The following is a 22,393-nucleotide window of genomic DNA, read 5'->3' as shown; positions in this document are numbered from 1 at the left end:
GGCTCAATTTTTCTGACCCTAATTTTTCGCAAAACTGATTTGCGCGCAAGTCAGGATCTTTGCATCGTTGGCCGCGAAGACGGAGGATCAGATGCAGCACCTTGCTCACCGTGCCTGGGTTCCGGGCCACTGCGAAAACCTTGTTCAGACCATCGCCCGGAAGGTTTCCGACAGCAGCTCGGAGGCGATTGAGGCCCGGATCGACGCGCTGATAGCGCGAAACTCGGATATTCATGATGCCGAGTGTTTCAATCTGAATCCGGCGACAAATGTCATGAATCCAAGGGCCGAGGCAGCACTGGCCGCGGGTCTGGGCAGTCGTCCATCTTTGGGCTATCCGGGCGACAAATACGAGATGGGTCTCGAGGCCATCGAGGAGATCGAGGTGATCGCGGCCGAGCTTGCGGCCCGCGTGTTCAACGCGCGATACGCCGAAATCCGAGTGGCATCCGGCGCCTTGGCCAATCTGTATGGCTTCATGGCTCTGACACGGCCGGGCGATACGATCATCGCGCCTCCGGCCGCGATCGGCGGGCATGTCACCCACCATGAGGGTGGCTGCGCAGGGCTTTATGGTCTGCAAACGGTCAATTCACCAGTGGATGCGGACGGGTACAGTCTGGATCTGGCCGCTCTGCGCGACATGGCCAGAACGCACCGGCCCCGGTTGATCACCGTCGGTGGCTCGCTGAACCTGTTTCCGCATCCTGTGTCGGCCGTGCGCGAAATTGCCGACGAAATCGGGGCCAAGGTTCTGTTCGATGCGGCCCACCAATGCGGGATCATCGCCAGCGGGGCTTGGGCGAATCCGTTGGATGAAGGCGCGCATCTGATGACGATGAGCACCTACAAAAGCCTGGGCGGCCCGGCGGGTGGGCTGATCGTCACCAACGACGCCGAAATTGCCGAACGGCTGGACGCCATTGCATTTCCCGGAATGACGGCCAATTTCGATGCCGCGAAATCGGCGGCTCTGGCAATCTCATTGCTGGACTGGGTCGACTTCGGGCCGGCCTATGGACAAGCGATGATCGATCTTGCGCAGGCAATGGCCAGCAAGATGGAAGATCAGGGATTGCCAGTGTTCAAAGGGGCTGGTGGAGCCACCACCTCGCACCAATTCGCGCTGAAGGCCGCCGACTATGGGGGCGGGCAGGCGGTGTCAAAACACCTGCGGCGGGCTGGGTTCCTGGCATGTGGTATCGGTTTGCCGATCGCCCCGGTTGCGGGTGACATGAACGGATTGCGGATCGGAACGCCCGAATTGGTCCGGCGGGGCGTGACGCCCGAACATGCCAGCGAACTTGTGGCCCTGTTCGCCGAGGCGCTGTCTGCGGATGATCCCGCATCGGTCGCGCCCAAGGTGCGGGATCTGCGATCCGGGTTCCAGGGGATGCACTACGTTCGTGCGTGACCCAACGGCCCGGCCGTGTTCTAATGCCTTTGCGTGAAACAATATTCAGGAGCAAGGCATGGAATTCAGTAGCCTATTGGCAATGCTGATCATCGGCGCGATCGCGGGCTGGTTGTCGGGCAGGATCATGAAGGGCCGCGGCTTTGGCGTGATCGGGAACATCATCGTCGGGATCGTTGGCGCTTTTCTCGCCGGAACGATTTTTCCCGCACTCGGGTTTTCCGTCGGCGGCGGTATGGTGTCGTCGATTTTCTTTGCAACGATCGGAGCCGTCATCCTTCTGTTCCTGATCGGTTTGGTCAAAAAGGTCTGACGAAATAACCGCCCCGTCTGGGGCGGATATTCCTTTTGCCGTGCCCGCAGTTCAGTGGGCCAGGAAAACCGGAACCGAGGACTGTTCCAACATGTTCCGGGTCGCACCGCCCAGAATGGCCTCGCGGAACCGCGAGTGACCATAGGCGCCCATCACGATCATGTCGGCTTCGACGTCTGCGGCGTGACGGTTCAGAATGTCGGACACACGTGTCATCGTCTTGCTCAGCACGTCGATTTCGCATTTCACGCCATGGCGGGACAGCATTTGCGACAGCATACCGCCCGGGTCCGAGCGATCAGGGCCGTGACGCGGCGGATCGATCACAACGATCCGGGTCAGTTCGGCCGCTCGCAGGAACGGCAGCGCGCGCCGAATGGCATTCATCGCCTCGACACTCTCATTCCAGCCGATCAGCACTGTCCGAGGGCTTGCGAATGGTTTCGCGTCATCCGGGACCACCAGAACCGGGGCGTGACCCTCGAACATGGCGGCTTCGATGATCGGTTCGGCCTCGGCGCCGCGATCTTTGCCATAGGGCTGCGGCAGAACGACAAGGTCCGAGAAACGGGCCCGATGTGCGACGTGCCGACCCAAGTCGGCGATCTGCGCCACGCCGTTTTCAGCGGACCAGCGTACGCCTGACTTGCCCAGGAAATCCTCGGCAAAGGCAAGCACTTCATCGGCCTCGGCATTTGCACGCTTCAAGGTCTCCTGAAGGATCAGGGCGTTTGCGCCCGCGTAGTAGTAGCCGGTCTGGCTACGGTCGACACCGAGGCACAGCGCTTCGGCATGGCCGTCTTGCGCTTCGGCCAAGGCGACCAACTGGGCCAGAGCCGGCTTGGCAAAATTGGTTTCCGTCATGACGGTGAGAAGAGATTTATAAGCCATTTCGACCTCGTGTTTCGGGTTCTGAAACCTGTGCGACCAGGTAACCCATTCATTTGCTTATGCCTGTCACAGTTTTCAGGCTATTGTCTTGATGCAGATCAAAGCAGCATTGGTTGTGCATGGATCATACAGCAACCAGTCAACGAAAGCTCTATGCGGCACAAGAATCGCCCGGAGCATGGCAAAGGGACGCAATATGTCGAATTACATCAAGCTGATCGCGCTTGGTCTGGTCGTGCTGTTCGCAGCGATCGGATCCAACTATGCGCGGGATTTGGCGTATCAGGTGCACGCGATACTGGTGATGCTCATCGCCGGTGGCCTGTTCATCTGGACGCTGCGAAACACGGATGAGCCGGATATTCTTGTCGATCGTTCGGGTGAGTACATGGATGGCGTGATCCGCTATGGCGTGATCGCAACCGCTTTTTGGGGTGTCGTAGGGTTCCTGGTGGGAACCTTCATCGCGTTCCAGCTGGCCTTTCCGGTGCTGAACTTCGAATGGGCGCAAGGGCTTCTGAACTTTGGCCGGTTGCGCCCGCTGCACACATCAGCGGTTATTTTCGCGTTTGGCGGCAACGCCCTGATCGCCACATCCTTCTATGTCGTGCAGCGCACGAGCGCCGCGCGTCTGTGGGGCGGCAACCTGGCCTGGTTCGTGTTCTGGGGCTATCAGCTGTTCATCGTTCTTGCCGCGACCGGCTATGTGCTGGGCGGGACCCAGTCCAAGGAATATGCCGAGCCTGAATGGTATGTGGACCTGTGGCTGACCATCGTCTGGGTGGCCTATCTGGCCGTGTTCCTGGGGACGATCGTCAAGCGGAAAGAGCCCCACATCTATGTGGCGAACTGGTTCTACCTGGCGTTCATCGTTACCGTCGCGATGCTGCACCTGGTCAACAACATGACCATTCCGGTCAGCATCTGGGGTTCGAAATCGGTCATCGTCTGGTCTGGTGTGCAGGATGCCATGATCCAGTGGTGGTATGGGCACAACGCCGTGGGCTTCTTCCTGACCGCGGGCTTCCTGGGCATGATGTATTACTTCATTCCCAAGCAGGCCGAACGCCCGGTCTTCAGCTACAAACTGTCGATCATCCACTTCTGGGCGCTGATCTTCCTGTATATCTGGGCTGGTCCGCACCACCTGCACTACACCGCGCTGCCTGACTGGGCCTCGACGCTGGGCATGGTGTTCTCGGTCGTGCTGTGGATGCCTTCGTGGGGTGGCATGATCAACGGCCTGATGACCCTGTCGGGCGCTTGGGACAAGCTGCGTACCGACCCGGTCATCCGCATGATGGTCATCTCGGTCGGTTTCTACGGCATGTCCACCTTCGAAGGTCCGATGATGTCGATCCGCGCGGTGAACTCGCTGTCGCACTACACTGACTGGACCATTGGTCACGTACATTCCGGCGCGCTGGGCTGGAACGGCATGATCACCTTTGGTGCGCTGTACTTCCTGGTGCCGGTTCTTTGGAAACGTGAACGTCTGTACTCGCTGCAGATGGTCAGCTGGCACTTCTGGCTCGCCACCATCGGTATCGTGCTCTACGCCGCGTCGATGTGGGTCACCGGTATCATGGAAGGCCTGATGTGGCGCGAAGTGGATGCCAACGGCTTCCTGGTGAACTCGTTCGCCGACACCGTGGCGGCCAAGTTCCCGATGTATGTGGTGCGTGCGCTGGGCGGTGTTCTGTTCGTCGCTGGTGCGCTGATCATGTGCTACAACCTGTGGATGACCGTCCGGCGGGCCCCGGCCAAAGAGGCCAGCCTGACCGTCGCGGTCCCGGCTGAATAAGGAGGGCCGGAGCAATGGCAATTCTCGACAAACACAAGATCCTCGAGACCAACGCGACCCTCCTGCTGATCTTCAGCTTCCTGGTCGTGACCATCGGTGGCATCGTTCAGATCACTCCGCTGTTCTACCTTGAGAATACAATCGAGAAGGTGGAGGGAATGCGCCCCTACACCCCTCTCGAGATGGCGGGGCGTGAGATCTACATCCGCGAAGGCTGCTATGTCTGCCACAGTCAGATGATCCGCCCGATGCGGGACGAGGTCGAGCGTTATGGCCACTACTCGCTGGCGGCCGAGTCGATGTACGACCACCCGTTCCAGTGGGGGTCCAAGCGCACCGGGCCCGATCTGGCCCGTGTGGGTGGCCGCTACTCGGATCAATGGCACGTGGACCATCTGCGTGATCCGCAATCGGTGGTGCCGGAATCCGTGATGCCGAAATACGGCTTCCTGGAAAACCGCAAGATCGACGGCCGGTATATCGGTGACATCATGGCAACCAATGCGGTTTTGGGCACGCCTTACACAGACGAGATGCTGGAAAACGCAGTTGCCGATTTCCGGGCGCAGGCCGATCCGGACAGCGACTATGACGGGCTGCTGGAGCGTTATGGCGAAAACGTCAACGTGCGCAACTTCGATGGTCAGCCGGAACTGACCGAAGCCGATGCGTTGGTTGCATATCTGCAGATGCTGGGAACGCTGGTCGACTTCTCGACCTTCACCCCGGATGCAAGCCGCTAAAGGAGGGTGTGATGGAAGAATACACGATCCTGAGGCAATTCGCGGATAGCTGGATGCTGCTTCTGTTGTTCGCCTTCTTTGTCGGCATCGTCATCTGGGTGTTCCGCCCCGGTGCCAGCAAGGAATACAAGGACACCGCAAACATCCCGTTCCGGCATCAAGACAAACCCGCCACATCCGAGGAGGCGCGGAAATGAGCAAGACACCTGAAAAACAGCCGGGTGATCCCAAGACGACCGGTCACAGCTGGGATGGCATCGAGGAATTCGACAACCCGATGCCGCGTTGGTGGTTGTGGACCTTTTACGCGACCATCTTCTGGGGTGTGATCTACACGATCATGTATCCGGCGTGGCCGCTGGTGCAATCCGCAACCGCCGGTGTGCTTGGCTGGTCTTCGCGCGAGCTGGTGCAGAAGGAGATGGTTTCGTTCGAAGAGGCCAACGCTCCGTGGAACGCCAAGCTGGTCGAGACACCGCTGGATGACATCGCCAAGGATGCCGAGCTGCAGCAATATGCGGTCAACGCCGGTGGCGCCGTGTTCCGCACCTGGTGCGCGCAGTGCCACGGTTCGGGCGCGCAGGGTGCGAAAGGTTTCCCGAACCTTCTGGACGACGCCTGGCTGTGGGGCGGCACCTTGGATGACATCGTCACAACGGTCAGCTACGGCATTCGCAACGAAGAAAGCGACGACGCGCGCTACTCCGAAATGCCGGCGTTCGGCGAGATCCTCGAGCCCGAGGAAATCACCCAGGTCGTGCAATATGTGATGTCGCTGACCAACGCCCAAACCGACGATGCTGCGGCGCAGGCGGGCAAGGTTGTCTACGAGGACAATTGCGCGGCCTGTCACGGTGAAGACGGCAAGGGCGATATCGCGCAGGGCGCACCGAACCTGACGGATGCGATCTGGCTGTATGGCGGCGATGAGAAAACGCTGACCGAAACGGTGACCTACAGCCGGTTTGGCGTCATGCCCCCCTGGGACACGCGTCTGACCGAAGCGCAGATCCGCGCCGTGTCGGCCTATGTCCACCAGTTGGGTGGCGGTCAATAAAATCCAGGAACACCTTCGGGCGGCGTGCCGCCCGAAGGCCCAGGTGCCGGCTGTTCCATCTGTTCGCGCGTTTCCTGAACAGCCGGCACCGCATTTTCCGAAAATAGTGCCGACAATGGCCCCGGTCCAGCGCGGGCACGCAAACTGATCCTAAAGGTTGCGCGGATCCAACTCGCGGCTCTTGCTGACCCACCAGTGTCCGGCGGGCAGCCATTTTTTCCTTTTTGGCGCATTCGGTTTGGGCGCGTCGCGCAGCTTGGGTGCGTTCAACCGCGTGGCGGTCATGAAGGAAGCAGCGTAGATGTTCAGCATGGTCTTTCTCCTGATGCGTTGAACTCAGGTTCCAGCATCGGCTCTTGACCGGATATTTGCGACTCAATTACCGTGTTCACATGTAAGCAAAGGTTACATATGGACTGGCTGAACCTTCCGCCACTATCGGCGCTACGGGCTTTCGCTGCATTCGCCGAGCACAGAAACATCGTCAAGGCTGGCGATGCGTTGAATGTAAGTCATGCCGCCATAAGCCAGCAGTTGCGCGCGCTTGAGGCGCATATGGGCGTGACCCTGTTGGACCGGTCGGGCAAGACGCTGGTCCTGACGTCGGATGGCGAACACCTGGCGCGCAGCGTTCAGCTGGGGTTTGGCGCCATCCATGCGGCGGTTTCGGACTTGGTGAACGCGGGCGAGGATCGGCCGGTGCACGTTTCGCTGACCTCCTCATTTGCTGCTTCATGGCTGATGCCGCGGTTGCCGATTTTCCGGTCGGATCACCCTGGGATCGATCTGACCTTGGATCCGTCACCGGAACTGGTCGATCTGCGCCCCGGCGGGGTGGATGTCGCGATTCGATACGGGGCAGGCGGTTGGCCGGGCGTCCGATCCGAGATGTTGTTGAAAACCCCGATGGTCATCGTTGCCGCGCCCAGTCTCTTAGGGTCCAGGTCCGAGTGGTCGCCGGCTGATCTGGCCCGTTTGCCGTGGCTGGAAGAGGTGGGCACGACCGAAGCCAGCACATGGCTGGCACAACATGGGGCGGCTATGGACCCCGGCGCCGGACGGACCAGTTTGCCGGGCAATCTGGTCCTTGAGGGCGTGCGCGCGGGGCAGGGGGTCACGGTGACGGTGCGACATTTCGTCGAACGTGATATCGTGGCCGGAAGACTAGTTGAACTTCATGTCGCACCGGACGCCCGAGGCTACCACATTGTGACGGCGCAAACGCCGCAAAGAAAGGCGGTGAAGACATTCGTCGGGTGGTTGAAACGCCAAGCGAACCAGGTGTGACAAAAGGTGTCTGTGCGATGCGCTTTTGACCCATGTCAAAGTTGTCCGGTGTATGATCTGGAACAAGTCGCCCGACCAACAGCAAGATCCGGAGCCATGCCGTGAGCGATCACACCCCAGCCCCCAGCCTTTACGCCGCAAGGGAACCGATCTTTCCACGGCGCGTTTCCGGCAAGTTTCGGAACCTCAAATGGATCATAATGGCCGTCACGCTTGGCATCTACTATGTGACGCCGTGGATCCGATGGGATAGGGGCCCCAGCCTTCCGGATCAGGCGGTGCTGCTGGATCTTGCGAACCGCCGCTTTTACTTCTTCTGGATCGAGATCTGGCCACACGAATTCTACTTTGTGGCCGGTCTGCTGATCATGGCCGGCTTGGGCCTGTTCCTGTTTACGTCGGCCTTGGGGCGGGTGTGGTGCGGCTATGCCTGCCCACAGACGGTTTGGACCGACCTTTTCATTCTGGTCGAGCGCTGGATCGAAGGCGATCGAAACGCCCGCCTGCGCCTTCATCGTCAGAAGAAGCTGGATTTCCGCAAGGCCCGCCTGCGATTGACCAAATGGGTGGTCTGGTTTCTGATCGGTCTGGCGACCGGCGGGGCCTGGGTGTTCTATTTCGCGGATGCGCCGACCCTGGCGCGGGACCTTGTGACCGGCAACGCGCATCCGATCGCCTATACCACCATGCTGGTTCTGACCGGCACGACCTTTTTCTTCGGCGGGTTCGCGCGCGAGCAGATCTGCATCTATGCCTGTCCGTGGCCGCGAATTCAGGCGGCGATGATGGACGAGGACACGCTGGTGGTTGGCTACCGAGAATGGCGGGGCGAGCCGCGCGGCAAGGGCAAACGGACGGCCGACTCTGAACTGGGCGACTGCATCGATTGCATGGCCTGCGTCAATGTCTGCCCGGTCGGGATCGACATCCGTGATGGCCAACAGCTGGAGTGCATAACCTGCGCGCTGTGCATCGATGCCTGCGACGACATGATGGCCAAGATCGGCAAGCCGCGCGGTCTGATCGACTATATGGCGCTCAGCGATGAAACGCGTGAACGCGCTGGCCAGCCTCCCAAGAACGTGTGGAAACACATCCTGCGGCCCCGGACGATCATGTATACCGCGCTTTGGTCGCTGGTGGGTTTTGGCCTGCTGTTTGCGTTGTTCATCCGGTCGGATATCGATCTGACGGTGGCGCCGGTGCGCAATCCGACATTCGTGACCATGTCCGACGGTTCGATCCGCAACACCTACGACGTGCGGTTGCGGAACAAGCATGGCGAAGACCGCCTGTTCAAACTGTCCCTGGTCGGCGATCCAAGTCTGCAGGTTCAGATTGAAGGAACGGAACTGGATACGGTAAACGTAACTGCGGACACGGCGCAGTTGACCCGGGTCTACATCGTTGCCGCGAAAGATACAGCGCCCGCAACGGCGGAAACGACACCGGTCCGGATCTGGGTCGAAGACCTGCAAAGCGGCGAGCGCGCCTACAAGGACACCACGTTCAACGGGCGGGGGAACTGAACCATGGCCGAGCGCAAATTCACCGGAAAGCACGCTCTTGCGGTTTTTGTCGGGGCCTTCGGGGTCATCATCGCCGTCAATCTGGTGCTGGCCTACAAGGCAGTCGCGACATTTCCCGGGCTCGAGGTCAAGAACTCCTACGTTGCCAGTCAGGAGTTCAATGAAAAGCTGCAGGAGCAGCAATCTCTGGGCTGGGATGCAGACGTGGAAACCAAGGGCGGCCTGCTGATCCTTCGCATCACGGATGCGCAAGGCGTGCCTGTGCGGGTGGCCGAACTGCAGGCCGTGGTCGGCCGCGCGACTCATATGCGCGAGGATTTTTCGCCGGACTTCACCTTTGACGGTGTGGCGTATTCCACCCCGGCGACACTTGGAAAAGGCAACTGGAATGTTCGTATCGTCGCGCGCGATGCGGACGGCGCGGAATTCAGTCGGCGCATTCCGTTGTACATCAAGGGTTAGGCTGATGTCGTCGCAGGTGACATCCGGGACCGCAGCCTGTCCGGGCTGCATCGCGGCTCCGGCGGAACCGGCTAGGCCGGTTCCGGTCGACGTTCAGATCGCGCTGTCACTGCCGGGCATTCATTGCTCGGCCTGTATTGCCAATGTCGAACGTGCGTTGAACGCGCACCCCGGCGTACAGGACGCGCGGGTCAACCTGACGCTCAAGCGCGCTCTGATCAAGGCGGGGCCCGAGGTTCGGGCAACGGATCTGATCCCGGTCCTCGATCGGGCCGGGTACGAGGCGCATGAGCTGGATCCAGGTGCCCTGTCAGCCACGCAATCGGACAAGGCCGGACGAGACCTTTTGATGCGGCTCGCAGTCGCCGGCTTTGCATCGATGAACGTGATGCTGCTGTCAGTGTCGGTCTGGTCCGGCGCCACCGACGCGACGCGCGACATGTTTCACTGGATTTCGGCGGCCATCGCCCTCCCGGCCATTGCGTTCTCGGCCCAACCGTTTTTTGCCAACGCGTGGAGCGCACTGCGTGTTCGCCGCCTGAACATGGACGTGCCGATCGTTCTGGCAATCCTGCTGGCCTTGGTCACTTCGCTTTGGGAAACGGCGCTGAGCGGTGAGCACGCCTATTTCGATGCGGCTTTGACGCTGACGTTCTTTCTGCTGGCGGGGCGCTATCTGGATTACCGCACCCGTGCCGCGGCCCGCTCCGCCGCCGAGGAGCTGACAGCCCTCGAGGTGCCGCGCGCCATCCGTCTTGTTGACGGGGCCGAGCGCGAGGTCGCTGTTGCCGAACTGGCCGTCGGTGACCTGATCCTGGTGCGACCAGGGGGGCGGATGCCGGTGGACGGCAAGATCGTGACCGGTGAATCCGAGTTGGACCGGTCGTTGCTGACCGGTGAAACCCTGCCGGTATTTGCCCAGCCGGGAACACAGGTCAGCGCGGGTGAGGTCAACCTGACCGGGCCGCTGACCATTCAGGCAACGGCGGTGGGCGAAGAGACTTCGCTGCACCGCATGGCAGATCTTGTGGCCATCGCGGAATCCGGGCGGTCGCGCTATACGTCCTTGGCGGACAAGGCGGCCAAGCTGTATGCCCCCGGGGTTCATATCCTGTCCGCACTCAGTTTCGTTGGCTGGTACATCTATTCTGGCGATCTGCGCACAGCTCTGAACATCGCCGCCGCTGTGCTGATCATCACCTGCCCCTGTGCGTTGGGGTTGGCGGTTCCTGCGGTCACCACCGCAGCCTCGGGGCGGCTGTTCCGCAAGGGGATGCTGATCAAGGACGCCACCGCGTTGGAGCGGTTGGCCGAGGTCGACACCGTAGTGTTCGACAAGACCGGAACGCTCACATCAGGCGCGCCTCAACTGGTCAACGGTGGCGAACACACATGCCGTGAGATCGAGATCGCTCTGGCCTTGGCACAGGCTTCGGCGCATCCGCTGGCGGTCGCCCTGACCCGGGCCGCTCGGGCCGAGGGGTATACCCCGGCCGAGGTTGAAAACGTCACCGAGATTCCCGGTCGCGGGACCGAAGGCCAGTTTCAGGGGCAACTCGTGCGGCTGGGCCGAGCCGAATGGGTGGGCGCGACGGAAGGTGATTACACCGCGGCTTGGTTGGCGGTGGGGGACGATCGCCCGGTCGAGTTCCGCTTTGCCGACTCATTGCGCCCCGGCGCCGCCGACGCGGTCGCGGCTTTGCGCGATGCGGGCAAGGACGTCATCCTCATGTCCGGGGACACGACCAACGCCGTGAAAGCTCTGGCCGAGAAGCTGGGGATCGAGACCTGGATCGCGCGGGCACTGCCGCAGGACAAGGCGGGACACATTCAGAAGCTGGCAGACCAAGGCCGCCGGGTTTTGATGGTCGGTGACGGGTTGAACGACACAGCCGCGCTGGCGGCGGCCCATGCCTCGATCTCTCCGGCTTCGGCACTGGATGCGGCCCGTGTAGCTTCGGACATCGTTCTGCTAGGCAATGACCTGTCGCCGATCGCCGATGCCTGCCATACTGCTGTCCGGGCGACGCAGCGCATCCGCGAGAATTTTCAGATTGCGACGATCTACAATGTCATCGCGGTGCCTTTGGCCGTTGCCGGCCTTGCGACGCCCTTGATCGCGGCCTTGGCGATGTCCACATCGTCGATTACCGTATCCCTGAACGCTCTGCGCCTGAGGTGATCCGAATGGAAGTTCTGGCCTATCTGATACCGATTTCGCTGCTGTTGGGCGGTGTTGGGCTGGTGGCGTTCATCTATACGGTCCGCAGCAACCAATATGACGACCCCGAAGGCGATGCCCGACGGATTCTGAGCAACGAGTGGGATGATCGCCCCAAGTCCTGACCGGGTGCAATCGTGATGCCGACGGCCCTTGAAATTGCCGCAATGCCCGGCTATGTCCGGCCCATCCGCTAGCAGAGAGACCAAGCCTAATGGCCACCACAAACCCGATCCAGTTCATTCAGCAAGTCCGTGCCGAAGTTGCAAAGGTCGTCTGGCCGACGCGGCGCGAGGTTCTGCTGACCACGGTCATGGTGTTCATCATGGCGGCTCTGACTGCCGTGTTCTTTGCTCTGGTGGATCTGGGCATTCGCGGCGGTCTGCAACTGATCCTGGGTATGTTCAGCTAAAGCCGACTGCCGGGTCCCGTCGGATCGCGCCGAGACGCGCCCGCTTCGGGCGCCCGACCGGCACTGCCCCCTTGCACAGCAGGCAATGTCAGAGTAGTTGACGCGGGACCTTTCGGGATGGGCGTGCGGCGATTCGGACTGCGCGCCGCTTTTTATTCCGGAACACGCGGCCGGACCGCGACAAAATTTCAATTCAGGTGTGTCCGCCCGACGCGGCGCGCCAAAGGCAAACAAGGACGACAGGTTCATGGCGAAACGGTGGTACTCGGTCAGCGTTCTTTCGAATTTCGAAAAGAAGATCGCAGAGCAGATCCGCACGTCGGTGGCCGAGCACGGCCTTGAGGACGAGATCGACGAGGTTCTGGTTCCCACCGAAGAGGTGATCGAGGTGCGCCGGGGCAAGAAGGTCACGACTGAACGCCGTTTCATGCCCGGCTACGTATTGGTGCACATGGAAATGTCGGATCAAGGCTATCACCTGATCAACTCGATCAACCGGGTCACCGGTTTCCTGGGTCCTCAGGGCCGCCCGATGCCGATGCGCGACGCCGAGGTGAACCAGATCCTCAACCGTGTTCAGGAAGGTGAGGAAGCACCCAAGCTGATGATCAGCTTCGAGGTTGGCGAGAAGGTCAAAGTCAACGACGGCCCGTTCGAGGATTTCGACGGTATGGTCGAGGGCGTGGACGACGAGAACCAGAAGCTGAAGGTTACCGTCTCGATCTTCGGGCGCGAAACTCCGGTCGAGCTGGACTTTACGCAGGTCACCAAGCAGAGCTGATCTTTCTTTCAGGAACTGACTTTGCAGGAACCGAACGCGCCGCCGTAACAGGCGGCGCAACTGTTTCTGGTGGTTGCCGGTAAGGTTTCGCCACAGCCTTGGCCGCTTGCCCTAACTCCTTGCCTGATGCACACTTGTGCTTGGTACAGGTATGACCGTTGCGCAGCCGGGCTCATGGGCCAGAGGATTTGCGCGCAGTGATGCTTTGGGAGGACTCTGTCATGACATCCAAGGCTGCAGGCCCCACGCCACCCGACAAGCTGACCCCGCCTCAGCGGACGATGCCTGTGGTCAACACGGTCACCGCCGCCGACATCACCGACTCGCTGAAGGCCGGGTTTTCCGACTTTCTGGCGCGTCCCATAATGAGCGGATTTTTCGGACTGTTCTATGCCGTCTTCGGGTTTCTGCTGGTCTGGAGCCTGGTCTGGCTTGGCAAGATTTGGATGATCATTCCTGCCGTCGTGGGATTTCCGCTGGTCGCCCCTTTCGCTGCTGCAGGCCTCTATGAGATGTCGCGTCGACTTCAGGCCGGAGAGGATTTTGGCTGGTCGGAAATACTGACGGTCATGGCCAATCAGCGTAAGCGGGAAATGGGCTGGATGGCCTTCGTTACGCTGTTTGTTTTCTGGGTATGGATCTACCAGGTTCGGCTTTGGTTGGCGATCATCCTGCAGAATGCCTCGTTTTCGGATTTCGACGGTTTCCTGAACACCGTGTTCTTTACCCCCCAAGGCTGGGCTTTCCTGGCTGTTGGCACCTGCGTCGGTGCGTTTCTGTCCGCCGTTCTGTTTTCGGTGACTGTTGTTGCCATGCCCTTGCTGCTGGATCGCGACACCGATTTCGTAACGGCCATGCTTACATCGCTCCGCGTTGTCGCCGAAAGCCCTGTGGTCATGCTTGGCTGGGCGGCCATCATCTCGGTCACGATGCTGTTGTCGCTGGTGCCGGCGTTTCTGGGGCTAGTCTTCACGTTGCCGATCCTTGGGCATACCACTTGGCATCTCTACCAACGCGCCGTGCAGCCGGAGGCGACTGCTGACCCATAGCGAGGGCCCTTGAATGCCGACGAACGCCGTTGAGACCGCGGCTTCGCCAGCCATCCTGTTTTCAGTGGCATGCTCTTGCCAACCCATTCGTTCCCCTGTAAACGCCGCCCCTATCGTCTTCGGGCGAGATTCTCTCGTGGGAGATCCCAGGGATCGCGATTCCGGATCGGACCACGCAACATAAATCCGGATGGGACGCGTCCCATTCACGTTGAAAGGAAAACCAAATGGCCAAGAAGCTTGCTGGTACGATGAAGCTGCAGGTTCCTGCAGGTCAGGCGAACCCGTCGCCGCCAGTTGGTCCGGCGCTGGGTCAGCGCGGCATCAACATCATGGAATTCTGCAAGGCGTTCAACGCCAAGACCGCAGACATGGAGCCCGGCGCTCCGTGCCCGACCGTGATCACCTACTATCAGGACAAGTCCTTCACCATGGACATCAAGACGCCGCCCGCGTCTTACTACCTGAAGAAGGCGGCCGGTCTGAAGCCGGTCGGCAAGCGTAACCGCCCCCGTGGCGCGGAGAACCCCGGCCGTGAGACCGTGGCAACCGTGACCACCAAGCAGGTGCGCGAGATCGCCGAAGCCAAAATGAAGGATCTCAACGCCAACGACGTCGAAGGCGCAATGAAGATCATCCTGGGCTCGGCCCGTTCCATGGGCATCGAGGTGAAGTAAGATGGCAAAACTCGGTAAACGTACCCGCGCAGCGCGCGAAGCCGTCGCCGGCAAGGAAAACCTGTCGGTCGAAGAGGCAGTTGCACTGGTCAAGGCCAACGCAACCTCGAAGTTTGACGAAACCATCGAAATCGCCATGAACCTGGGCGTCGACACCCGTCACGCAGACCAGATGGTGCGCGGCGTCGTCGGTCTGCCGAACGGTACCGGCAAGGACATGCGCGTTGCTGTCTTCGCGCGCGGCCCCAAGGCTGAAGAGGCGAAAGAAGCCGGTGCGGACATCGTCGGCGCCGAGGACCTGATGGAAAGCATCCAGGCCGGCAACATCGACTTTGACCGTTGCATCGCAACCCCGGACATGATGCCGATCGTCGGTCGTCTGGGTAAGGTTCTGGGCCCCCGCAACCTGATGCCGAACCCCAAGGTCGGCACCGTGACCATGGACGTGAAAGCGGCCGTGGAAGCGGCCAAGGGTGGTGAAGTCCAGTTCAAGGCGGAAAAAGGTGGTGTAGTGCACGCAGGCGTTGGCAAGGCGTCGTTCGACGAAGCCAAGCTGGCGGAAAACGTCCGTGCCTTCATCTCGGCCGTTGCCAAGGCGAAGCCGTCGGGTGCCAAGGGCACCTATATGAAGAAAATCGCGCTGAGCTCGACCATGGGCCCCGGCGTGACCGTGGATGTGGCGCTAGCTTCGGGCGAATAAGCCGACACGTTCTTTCGGAAATTCGAACCCCGGGCGGTCATGCTGCCCGGGGTTTTCTTTTGCTCTCAGATAGCAGGTTCGACTGTGACCTGATTGGGTATTTCGCGCACGCGTGCCTTGTCGGCCTCCAGCCTGAGGTCGCGCTCGGCAACGGTCAATGCCTGGTTCGCAGCCGCCCGGGCCGCGGTTGTCATTGCTCCGTCTTGAGTCTGCGTCAGTCGGGTCAGCGCGCTGAGAATGGCCTCGTGGACTTCGACCTTGTCGCCGGCATCCCGGGAAATGGCCGCATAAGCGTCACGAAGGAATGTGTCGATCGCGATCTCCGGGGCATGGATTTTCGGGAACTGCGGGTCGGCGGGCTGGGTGGGCCGCGAGCCAAGTGGCAGGAGAACCCGGAGCAACCTCTCGACCATCTGAATTGCCGTCACTGGGTCGTTGATACCCGGCGAGAGCGCGCGCTGTGCGATTTCCGACAGGGTTTGAATGCCAAAGCGGGGGTCTTGATTGAAGCTGCGCTCGGTCCCGATCACGAAGGCTTCCCGGATGGTTTCACCATCCATTTTTCGGGTCGCTCTGGCCAGGGGTTGGCCTTCGGTCACGAATTGCCCCGGTAGCGCCATGATCCAGATTTCGCAGTCGTTCTCTTCGGCGCAGGAAGTCAGCATGCCGACATCCACGTGGCGCACGTTCCCTGTCGAACTAGCCCGCACGTCGTGACCGGTTTGCGGAACATCCGCGGCGGCTTGATATGGAACGGCGCCGAGGCACGGCAGCTCCATGGCTCGGGTCATGGTGTCCCTGGCGTTTTTTTCTATCTTGCGTGCCGTTTCGGAGATGCTGCCATAGCTGGGCAATTGGTCGATCCAGAGCAAGAGCGCCAGTGTCACCAAAAAGATCACCACCAAGGTGAACGCAAGCGCAACGGCGATGGACTGCTGGGTGTAGACCCCGGTTTCGACAAGGATCAGCGATACGAGCGCGAAGATGAATGCGCCGAGAAACGTGGCCAGCACGTTTTGCGAGACGCTGTCTTCTTCGATCACCTGCTGGGCGCGCGGGGAGGACTGGTTCGAGGCCCATCGTTGTGCCGCGACCATGATCGACAGCGAAAAGGTCGTGACCGCCAGCATGGATGACGCCAGAATGCCGAGGATCTTCGCCACGGCCTCGGTGCTCAGCCGTTGTGCGAGAAAGTCGGGGACGAAGCCGCCGAGGTAGGTGCCAATCCCCGCGCTGACCACGGCGAGAGCGGCAATCAGGCTGGTACGAACCCATAATTGGCGAGAAATCTGACGAAACAGGAATTGCGGCTTGGAAATGGATTTCAACTTGATCATCCGTTGATCCTGTTCGGGTTTGCGGTCATTGTCTACCGGCTTGGGGTTCGGGCAATTTACCCCTTGGAAACCCCGGCCATCTGCCCTAAAGAGGGCTGCGGAATAAAGCGTGCGATTCGTCGTGCGCTTTATTTCGTTTCGTCCAAGACGGTGGGTGGGTCCTTCCGGCCCCTTAATTCCCTGCCTGAGACGGGTAAGACCAAAGAATTTCGAGGGTCCTGACCCTCGGGCGCATTTTGGCCAATCCCGTAACAACGGACCTGAACGCCGGGGCGCAGCCCTCGGCAAATATGAGCCGGGGTGAAATATCGCCCCTAACTTGGAGAGAACTGTGGATAGAGCCCAGAAAGAGAAAGTGGTCGAGGAACTCGGCCAAATCTTCGAAAGCTCTGGCGTCGTAGTGGTTGCTCACTACGCCGGTCTGACAGTTGCCGAGATGCAGGACCTTCGCGCACGTGCTCGTGACGCGGGCGGCTCCGTGCGTGTTGCCAAGAACAGGCTCGCCAAAATCGCCCTCGACGGTAAGCCATGTGCGAGCATTGCTGACCTGCTGACGGGTATGACTGTTCTGACCTATTCCGAGGACCCCGTGGCAGCAGCCAAGGTGGCCGAGGACTTCGCTAAGGAGAACCAGAAGTTCGAGATCCTTGGCGGTGCAATGGGCGAGAACGCTCTGGACCGGGCTGGTGTCACAGCCGTGTCGAAAATGCCGTCGCGTGAAGAGCTTATTGCTTCGATCGTGGGCTGCATCGGCGCGCCTGCTTCGAACATCGCCGGTGCAATTGGCGCACCTGCAAGCAACATCGCAAGCATCCTTTCCACCATCGAAGAGAAGGCGGAAGCTGCGTAAGCGGTTGGCACTGAATGATCTGCGTGGGGCACATGCCCTGACGTTGGAACACACACTGTAAACGGAAAGAGCTGATACAATGGCTGATCTGAAGAAACTGGCAGAAGAGATCGTTGGTCTGACCCTGCTGGAAGCACAAGAACTGAAAACCATCCTCAAGGACGAGTACGGCATCGAGCCCGCAGCTGGCGGCGCCGTCATGGTCGCAGGCGCAGCTGGCGATGCCGGCGGTGCAGCTGAGGAAGAGAAAACCGAATTCGACGTCGTTCTGAAGAACGCCGGCGCTTCGAAAATCAACGTCATCAAAGAAGTTCGCGGCATCACCGGTCTGGGCCTGAAAGAAGCCAAGGAACTGGTCGAAGCCGGCGGCAAGATCAAAGAAGGCGTGGACAAGGCAGAAGCCGAAGAGATCAAGGGCAAGCTGGAAGCAGCTGGCGCCGAGGTCGAGCTGGCCTAAGCCTGTCTTTCGGTGCATCGCGGATGCGCCGTGGAATTTGGCTGGGCCCGGAGAAATCCGGGTCCAGCCGAACCTGTCTTAGAAAGGGCCTCATGTGCTGGGGCGTTTTCTAAGACGCGGTTCGCGGATCGGGAGGCTACCATTCGGGACGGTGGCCACGAATTGATCCGGACGTGTCGTCTCGTATGTGCAAGGCGCCGGGGCCCGACGGTGTTTTTGCCCGCTGAGAACATCGAAAGGTGACATCTGACATGGCTCAATCGTTCCTTGGCCAGAAACGTCTTCGGAAATACTACGGCAAAATCCGCGAAGTCCTGGAAATGCCGAACCTCATCGAGGTCCAGAAATCCTCCTATGATCTATTCCTGCGCTCTGGTGATGCCGACCAGCCGACCGACGGCGAAGGTATCAATGGCGTGTTCCAATCGGTCTTTCCGATCAAGGATTTCAACGAAACTTCCGTGCTGGAATTCGTGAAATACGAGCTGGAAAAGCCGAAATACGACGTTGAAGAGTGCATGCAGCGTGACATGACCTACAGCGCGCCGCTGAAGGTCACCCTGCGCCTGATCGTGTTTGATGTCGACGAAGACACCGGGGCCAAATCGGTCAAGGACATCAAGGAACAGGACGTGTTCATGGGCGACATGCCCCTGATGACGCCGAACGGCACCTTCATCGTGAACGGCACCGAGCGCGTGATCGTGTCCCAGATGCACCGGTCGCCCGGTGTGTTCTTCGACCACGACAAGGGCAAGACTCACTCCTCGGGCAAGCTGCTGTTTGCCTGCCGCATTATCCCGTACCGCGGCAGCTGGCTGGACTTCGAGTTCGACGCCAAGGACATCGTCTACGCACGCATCGACCGTCGCCGCAAACTGCCGGTGACCACGCTGCTCTATGCCCTGGGCCTGGACCAGGAAGCGATCATGGACGCGTATTACGACACCGTGTCCTACAAGCTGAACAAGAAGAAGGGCTGGGTCACCCCGTTCTTCCCCGAACGTGTGCGCGGCACCCGTCCCACCTATGACCTGATCGACGCAAAAAGCGGTGAAGTGATTGCCGAAGCCGGCAAGAAGGTCACCCCGCGCGCGGTCAAGCAGCTGATCGACGAGGGCAAGGTCACCGACCTACTGGTGCCGTTCGACCACATCGTCGGCAAGTTCGTCGCCAAGGACATCATCAATGAAGAAACCGGTGCGATTTATGTCGAAGCCGGTGATGAGCTGACGCTGGAGTATGACAAGGATGGCGAGCTGATCGGCGGCACCGTGAAGGAGCTGATCGATGCCGGCATCACCGATATTCCGGTTCTGGACATCGACAACATCAACGTCGGTCCGTACATCCGCAACACCATGGCGCAGGACAAGAACATGGGCCGCGAAAGCGCGCTGATGGACATCTACCGCGTCATGCGTCCGGGCGAGCCGCCCACCGTCGAGGCCGCGTCGGCTCTGTTCGACACCCTGTTCTTCGACAGCGAGCGCTATGATCTGTCGGCCGTTGGCCGCGTGAAGATGAACATGCGCCTGAACCTGGATGCTCCGGACACCCTGCGGACTCTGCGCCGCGAAGACATCGTGGCCTGCATCAAGGCACTGGTCGAGCTTCGTGACGGCAAAGGCGACGTGGACGACATCGACCACCTAGGCAACCGTCGTGTGCGCTCGGTCGGTGAACTGATGGAAAACCAGTACCGCGTCGGCCTGCTGCGCATGGAACGCGCCATCAAAGAGCGCATGTCGTCGGTCGAGATCGACACCGTCATGCCGCAGGACCTGATCAACGCGAAACCGGCGGCGGCCGCCGTGCGTGAATTCTTCGGCAGCTCGCAGCTGTCGCAGTTCATGGACCAGACCAACCCGCTGTCGGAAGTCACCCACAAACGCCGCCTGTCGGCGCTTGGCCCGGGTGGTCTGACGCGCGAGCGTGCGGGTTTTGAGGTGCGCGACGTGCACCCAACCCACTATGGCCGGATGTGCCCGATTGAAACGCCTGAAGGTCCGAACATCGGTCTGATCAACTCGCTGGCCACCTTTGCCCGCGTGAACAAGTACGGTTTCATCGAAACCCCCTATCGCGTTGTGAAAGGCGGGCAGGTGACCGACGAGGTCCACTACATGTCCGCGACCGAGGAGATGCGTCACACCGTGGCCCAGGCCAACGCGACGCTGGATACGGATGGCAAGTTCATCAACGATCTGGTCTCGACCCGTCAGGCCGGTGACTACACGCTTGCCCCGCGCGAAAATGTGGACCTGATCGACGTGTCGCCGAAACAGCTGGTTTCGGTTGCTGCATCGCTGATCCCGTTCCTTGAAAATGACGACGCCAACCGCGCTCTGATGGGCTCGAACATGCAACGTCAGGCGGTTCCGCTGCTGCGGGCCGAGGCGCCGCTGGTCGGTACCGGGATTGAGGAAAAGGTTGCGATCGACTCGGGTGCTGCGATCCAGGCGAAACGTGCCGGCATCATCGACCAGGTTGATGCCCAGCGTATCGTTATCCGGGCCACCGAAGATCTGGAACTGGGCGACGCTGGCGTTGACATCTATCGTCTGCGCAAGTTCCAGCGTTCGAACCAGAACACCTGCATCAACCAGCGTCCGCTGATCAAGGTGGGTGACACCGTCCAGAAGGGCGAGGTCATCGCTGATGGCCCGTCGACTGATATGGGTGAACTGGCCTTGGGCAAGAACGTGGTCGTCGCGTTCATGCCGTGGAACGGTTACAACTACGAAGACTCGATCCTGATCTCGGAACGTATCGCACGTGACGACGTCTTTACCTCGGTCCATATCGAGGAATTCGAAGTCGCCGCCCGTGACACCAAGCTGGGTCCGGAAGAGATCACCCGCGACATCCCGAACGTCGGTGAAGAAGCGCTGCGCAACCTCGACGAGGCGGGCATCGTTTACATCGGTGCGGATGTTGAGCCGGGCGATATTCTGGTAGGCAAGATCACTCCGAAGGGCGAAAGCCCGATGACCCCGGAAGAAAAGCTGCTGCGCGCCATCTTTGGTGAAAAGGCATCTGACGTGCGCGATACCTCGCTGCGCGTGAAACCGGGCGATTACGGTACGGTCGTCGAAGTCCGCGTCTTCAACCGTCACGGCGTCGAGAAAGACGAGCGTGCGCTGCAGATCGAGCGTGAGGAAGTCGAACGTCTGGCCCGTGACCGGGACGACGAACTGGCGATCCTCGACCGCAACATCTATGCGCGTCTCAAGTCGATGATCCTGGGCAAAACCGCCGTCAAGGGGCCGAAAGGCGTCAAGGCGGGCTCGGAGATCACCGAAGAGCTGCTCGAGTCGCTGACCCGCGGTCAGTGGTGGCAGCTGGCGCTGGAAGACGAGAAGGACGCCCAGATCGTCGAGGCTCTGAACGAGCAGTACGAGGTGCAGAAACGCGCCCTGGATGCCCGTTTCGAAGACAAGGTCGAGAAGGTCCGCCGTGGCGACGACCTGCCGCCGGGCGTGATGAAGATGGTCAAGGTCTTCATCGCCGTGAAGCGCAAGCTGCAGCCGGGCGACAAGATGGCCGGCCGTCACGGGAACAAGGGTGTGATCTCGAAGGTCGTGCCGATGGAGGACATGCCGTTCCTTGCCGATGGTACTCCGGTCGACTTCTGTCTGAACCCTCTGGGCGTGCCGTCGCGTATGAACGTCGGTCAGATCCTTGAAACCCACATGGGTTGGGCCGCGCGCGGTCTGGGTCTGAAGATCGACGAGGCGCTGCAGGAATACCGCCGCTCGGGCGACCTGACACCGGTCCGTGACGCGATGAAACACGCCTATGGCGAGGATGTCTACGAAGAGGGCATCAGCGGCATGGACGAGGATCAGCTGATCGAAGCGGCCAGCAACGTGACCCGCGGTGTTCCGATCGCAACCCCGGTCTTTGACGGCGCCAAAGAGGCCGACGTCAACGACGCGCTGATCCGCGCCGGTTTCTCGGAAAGCGGTCAGTCGATCCTGTTCGACGGTCGCACCGGCGAGCAGTTCGCGCGTCCGGTGACCGTGGGCATCAAGTACCTGCTGAAACTGCACCACCTGGTGGACGACAAGATCCACGCGCGTTCGACCGGGCCGTACAGCCTGGTGACCCAGCAGCCGCTGGGTGGTAAGGCGCAGTTCGGTGGTCAGCGCTTTGGTGAGATGGAGGTCTGGGCTCTGGAAGCTTACGGCGCCGCCTACACCCTGCAGGAGATGCTCACCGTGAAATCGGATGACGTCGCCGGCCGGACCAAGGTCTATGAGTCGATCGTCAAGGGCGAGGATAACTTCGAGGCGGGCGTACCGGAATCGTTCAACGTTCTGGTTAAAGAAGTCCGTGGCCTCGGCCTGAATATGGAACTCCTGGATGCGGAGGTTGAGGAGTAAGGGCGCTGCCCTTTCTCCCGT

The 22,393-nt window shown here is 60.5% G+C and carries 22 protein-coding genes; 19 read left to right on the top strand and 3 right to left on the bottom strand.

Features of this window, described 5'->3' with window-relative positions:
- Positions 1-91 precede the first annotated feature (91 nt).
- Together ACR3EK_RS13205 and ACR3EK_RS13200 are read left to right on the top strand one after the other, a co-directional pair.
- The gene (locus tag ACR3EK_RS13205) at positions 92-1,414 is read left to right on the top strand and encodes an aminotransferase class I/II-fold pyridoxal phosphate-dependent enzyme (RefSeq protein WP_480633590.1); all 1,323 of its coding nucleotides are present in this window, start codon (positions 92-94) and stop codon (positions 1,412-1,414) included.
- Positions 1,415-1,472: 58 nt separating this feature from the next.
- The gene (locus ACR3EK_RS13200; protein WP_093964328.1) at positions 1,473-1,727 is read left to right on the top strand and encodes a GlsB/YeaQ/YmgE family stress response membrane protein; all 255 of its coding nucleotides are present in this window, start codon (positions 1,473-1,475) and stop codon (positions 1,725-1,727) included.
- 51 nt (positions 1,728-1,778) lie between these two features.
- Here ACR3EK_RS13200 and ACR3EK_RS13195 read toward each other — a convergent pair whose 3' ends face one another.
- On the bottom strand, positions 1,779-2,618 hold the full coding sequence (locus ACR3EK_RS13195) for a universal stress protein (RefSeq protein ID WP_480633589.1): 840 nt from the start codon (positions 2,616-2,618) through the stop codon (positions 1,779-1,781).
- A gap of 196 nt (positions 2,619-2,814) precedes the next feature.
- Between ACR3EK_RS13195 and ccoN the strand changes: the two genes are divergently transcribed.
- The 4 genes from ccoN to ccoP are packed head-to-tail and all read left to right on the top strand — an operon-like array spanning position 2,815 to position 6,222.
- The gene (gene ccoN, locus ACR3EK_RS13190) at positions 2,815-4,422 is read left to right on the top strand and encodes a cytochrome-c oxidase, cbb3-type subunit I (RefSeq protein ID WP_093964421.1); all 1,608 of its coding nucleotides are present in this window, start codon (positions 2,815-2,817) and stop codon (positions 4,420-4,422) included.
- Between the two features lie 14 nt (positions 4,423-4,436).
- Positions 4,437-5,165: a cytochrome-c oxidase, cbb3-type subunit II gene (gene ccoO / locus ACR3EK_RS13185; protein WP_093964330.1), complete on the top strand. Its 729-nt coding sequence runs from the start codon at positions 4,437-4,439 to the stop codon at positions 5,163-5,165.
- 11 nt (positions 5,166-5,176) lie between these two features.
- The gene (locus ACR3EK_RS13180) at positions 5,177-5,362 is read left to right on the top strand and encodes a cbb3-type cytochrome c oxidase subunit 3 (RefSeq protein ID WP_093964331.1); all 186 of its coding nucleotides are present in this window, start codon (positions 5,177-5,179) and stop codon (positions 5,360-5,362) included.
- Positions 5,359-6,222 carry a cytochrome-c oxidase, cbb3-type subunit III gene (ccoP, locus tag ACR3EK_RS13175; protein WP_170342399.1) on the top strand — a complete coding sequence of 288 codons (864 nt, stop codon included), beginning with the start codon at positions 5,359-5,361 and terminating at the stop codon, positions 6,220-6,222. Before ACR3EK_RS13180 ends, ccoP begins: the two co-directional genes overlap by 4 nt.
- Positions 6,223-6,372: 150 nt before the next feature.
- On the opposite strand, the gene ACR3EK_RS13170 is transcribed toward ccoP, so the two are convergent.
- A complete protein-coding gene (locus tag ACR3EK_RS13170) occupies positions 6,373-6,534 on the bottom strand; it encodes a hypothetical protein (protein WP_170342401.1) in 162 nt (53 codons plus the stop codon).
- A gap of 99 nt (positions 6,535-6,633) precedes the next feature.
- Here ACR3EK_RS13170 and ACR3EK_RS13165 point away from each other — a divergent pair, with 99 nt between their 5' ends.
- The 10 genes from ACR3EK_RS13165 to rplA all read left to right on the top strand — a co-directional run bounded on the left by ACR3EK_RS13165 (position 6,634) and on the right by rplA (position 15,340).
- Positions 6,634-7,509 carry a LysR family transcriptional regulator gene (locus tag ACR3EK_RS13165; protein WP_170342403.1) on the top strand — a complete coding sequence of 292 codons (876 nt, stop codon included), beginning with the start codon at positions 6,634-6,636 and terminating at the stop codon, positions 7,507-7,509.
- Between the two features lie 101 nt (positions 7,510-7,610).
- Complete coding sequence (gene ccoG, locus ACR3EK_RS13160; protein ID WP_170369979.1) at positions 7,611-9,038, top strand: cytochrome c oxidase accessory protein CcoG; 1,428 nt, start codon at positions 7,611-7,613, stop codon at positions 9,036-9,038.
- 3 nt (positions 9,039-9,041) lie between these two features.
- Entirely contained in the window at positions 9,042-9,500 is a 459-nt protein-coding gene (locus ACR3EK_RS13155; protein ID WP_170364356.1) for a FixH family protein, read from the top strand.
- A gap of 4 nt (positions 9,501-9,504) precedes the next feature.
- A complete protein-coding gene (locus tag ACR3EK_RS13150; RefSeq protein ID WP_480633588.1) occupies positions 9,505-11,682 on the top strand; it encodes a heavy metal translocating P-type ATPase in 2,178 nt (725 codons plus the stop codon).
- A 5-nt stretch (positions 11,683-11,687) separates the two neighbouring features.
- Positions 11,688-11,846 carry a cbb3-type cytochrome oxidase assembly protein CcoS gene (gene ccoS / locus ACR3EK_RS13145; protein ID WP_093964337.1) on the top strand — a complete coding sequence of 53 codons (159 nt, stop codon included), beginning with the start codon at positions 11,688-11,690 and terminating at the stop codon, positions 11,844-11,846.
- A gap of 89 nt (positions 11,847-11,935) precedes the next feature.
- Positions 11,936-12,133 carry a preprotein translocase subunit SecE gene (gene secE, locus ACR3EK_RS13140; protein WP_093964338.1) on the top strand — a complete coding sequence of 66 codons (198 nt, stop codon included), beginning with the start codon at positions 11,936-11,938 and terminating at the stop codon, positions 12,131-12,133.
- Between the two features lie 247 nt (positions 12,134-12,380).
- Positions 12,381-12,914 (top strand): transcription termination/antitermination protein NusG, encoded by a 534-nt coding sequence (gene nusG, locus ACR3EK_RS13135; protein WP_093964422.1) that lies wholly within the window; start codon positions 12,381-12,383, stop codon positions 12,912-12,914.
- 221 nt (positions 12,915-13,135) lie between these two features.
- Positions 13,136-13,963, top strand: a complete 828-nt coding sequence (locus ACR3EK_RS13130) for a DUF2189 domain-containing protein (protein ID WP_480633587.1) — start codon at positions 13,136-13,138, stop codon at positions 13,961-13,963.
- Positions 13,964-14,190: 227 nt separating this feature from the next.
- Complete coding sequence (rplK, locus tag ACR3EK_RS13125; RefSeq protein WP_093964340.1) at positions 14,191-14,640, top strand: 50S ribosomal protein L11; 450 nt, start codon at positions 14,191-14,193, stop codon at positions 14,638-14,640.
- Between the two features lies 1 nt (position 14,641).
- The gene (rplA, locus tag ACR3EK_RS13120; RefSeq protein WP_480633586.1) at positions 14,642-15,340 is read left to right on the top strand and encodes a 50S ribosomal protein L1; all 699 of its coding nucleotides are present in this window, start codon (positions 14,642-14,644) and stop codon (positions 15,338-15,340) included.
- Positions 15,341-15,405: 65 nt separating this feature from the next.
- Here rplA and ACR3EK_RS13115 read toward each other — a convergent pair whose 3' ends face one another.
- The gene (locus ACR3EK_RS13115) at positions 15,406-16,677 is read right to left on the bottom strand and encodes a DUF2254 domain-containing protein (RefSeq protein ID WP_170439381.1); all 1,272 of its coding nucleotides are present in this window, start codon (positions 16,675-16,677) and stop codon (positions 15,406-15,408) included.
- A 331-nt stretch (positions 16,678-17,008) separates the two neighbouring features.
- On the opposite strand from ACR3EK_RS13115, the gene rplJ reads away from it, so the two are divergent.
- The 3 genes from rplJ to rpoB all read left to right on the top strand — a co-directional run bounded on the left by rplJ (position 17,009) and on the right by rpoB (position 22,372).
- Positions 17,009-17,527, top strand: a complete 519-nt coding sequence (gene rplJ / locus ACR3EK_RS13110) for a 50S ribosomal protein L10 (protein WP_093964423.1) — start codon at positions 17,009-17,011, stop codon at positions 17,525-17,527.
- 79 nt (positions 17,528-17,606) lie between these two features.
- Positions 17,607-17,984: a 50S ribosomal protein L7/L12 gene (gene rplL, locus ACR3EK_RS13105; RefSeq protein WP_093964343.1), complete on the top strand. Its 378-nt coding sequence runs from the start codon at positions 17,607-17,609 to the stop codon at positions 17,982-17,984.
- A 251-nt stretch (positions 17,985-18,235) separates the two neighbouring features.
- Positions 18,236-22,372, top strand: coding sequence for a DNA-directed RNA polymerase subunit beta (gene rpoB, locus ACR3EK_RS13100; protein WP_170341436.1), 4,137 nt, complete (start codon positions 18,236-18,238; stop codon positions 22,370-22,372).
- The last annotated feature ends 21 nt before the right edge of the window (positions 22,373-22,393 follow it).

It is taken from the genome of Ruegeria sp. BC8, from assembly GCF_056535705.1.
The sequence above is the reverse complement of the archived record's forward strand: the minus strand, read 5'-3'. Positions and strand labels throughout refer to the sequence as shown.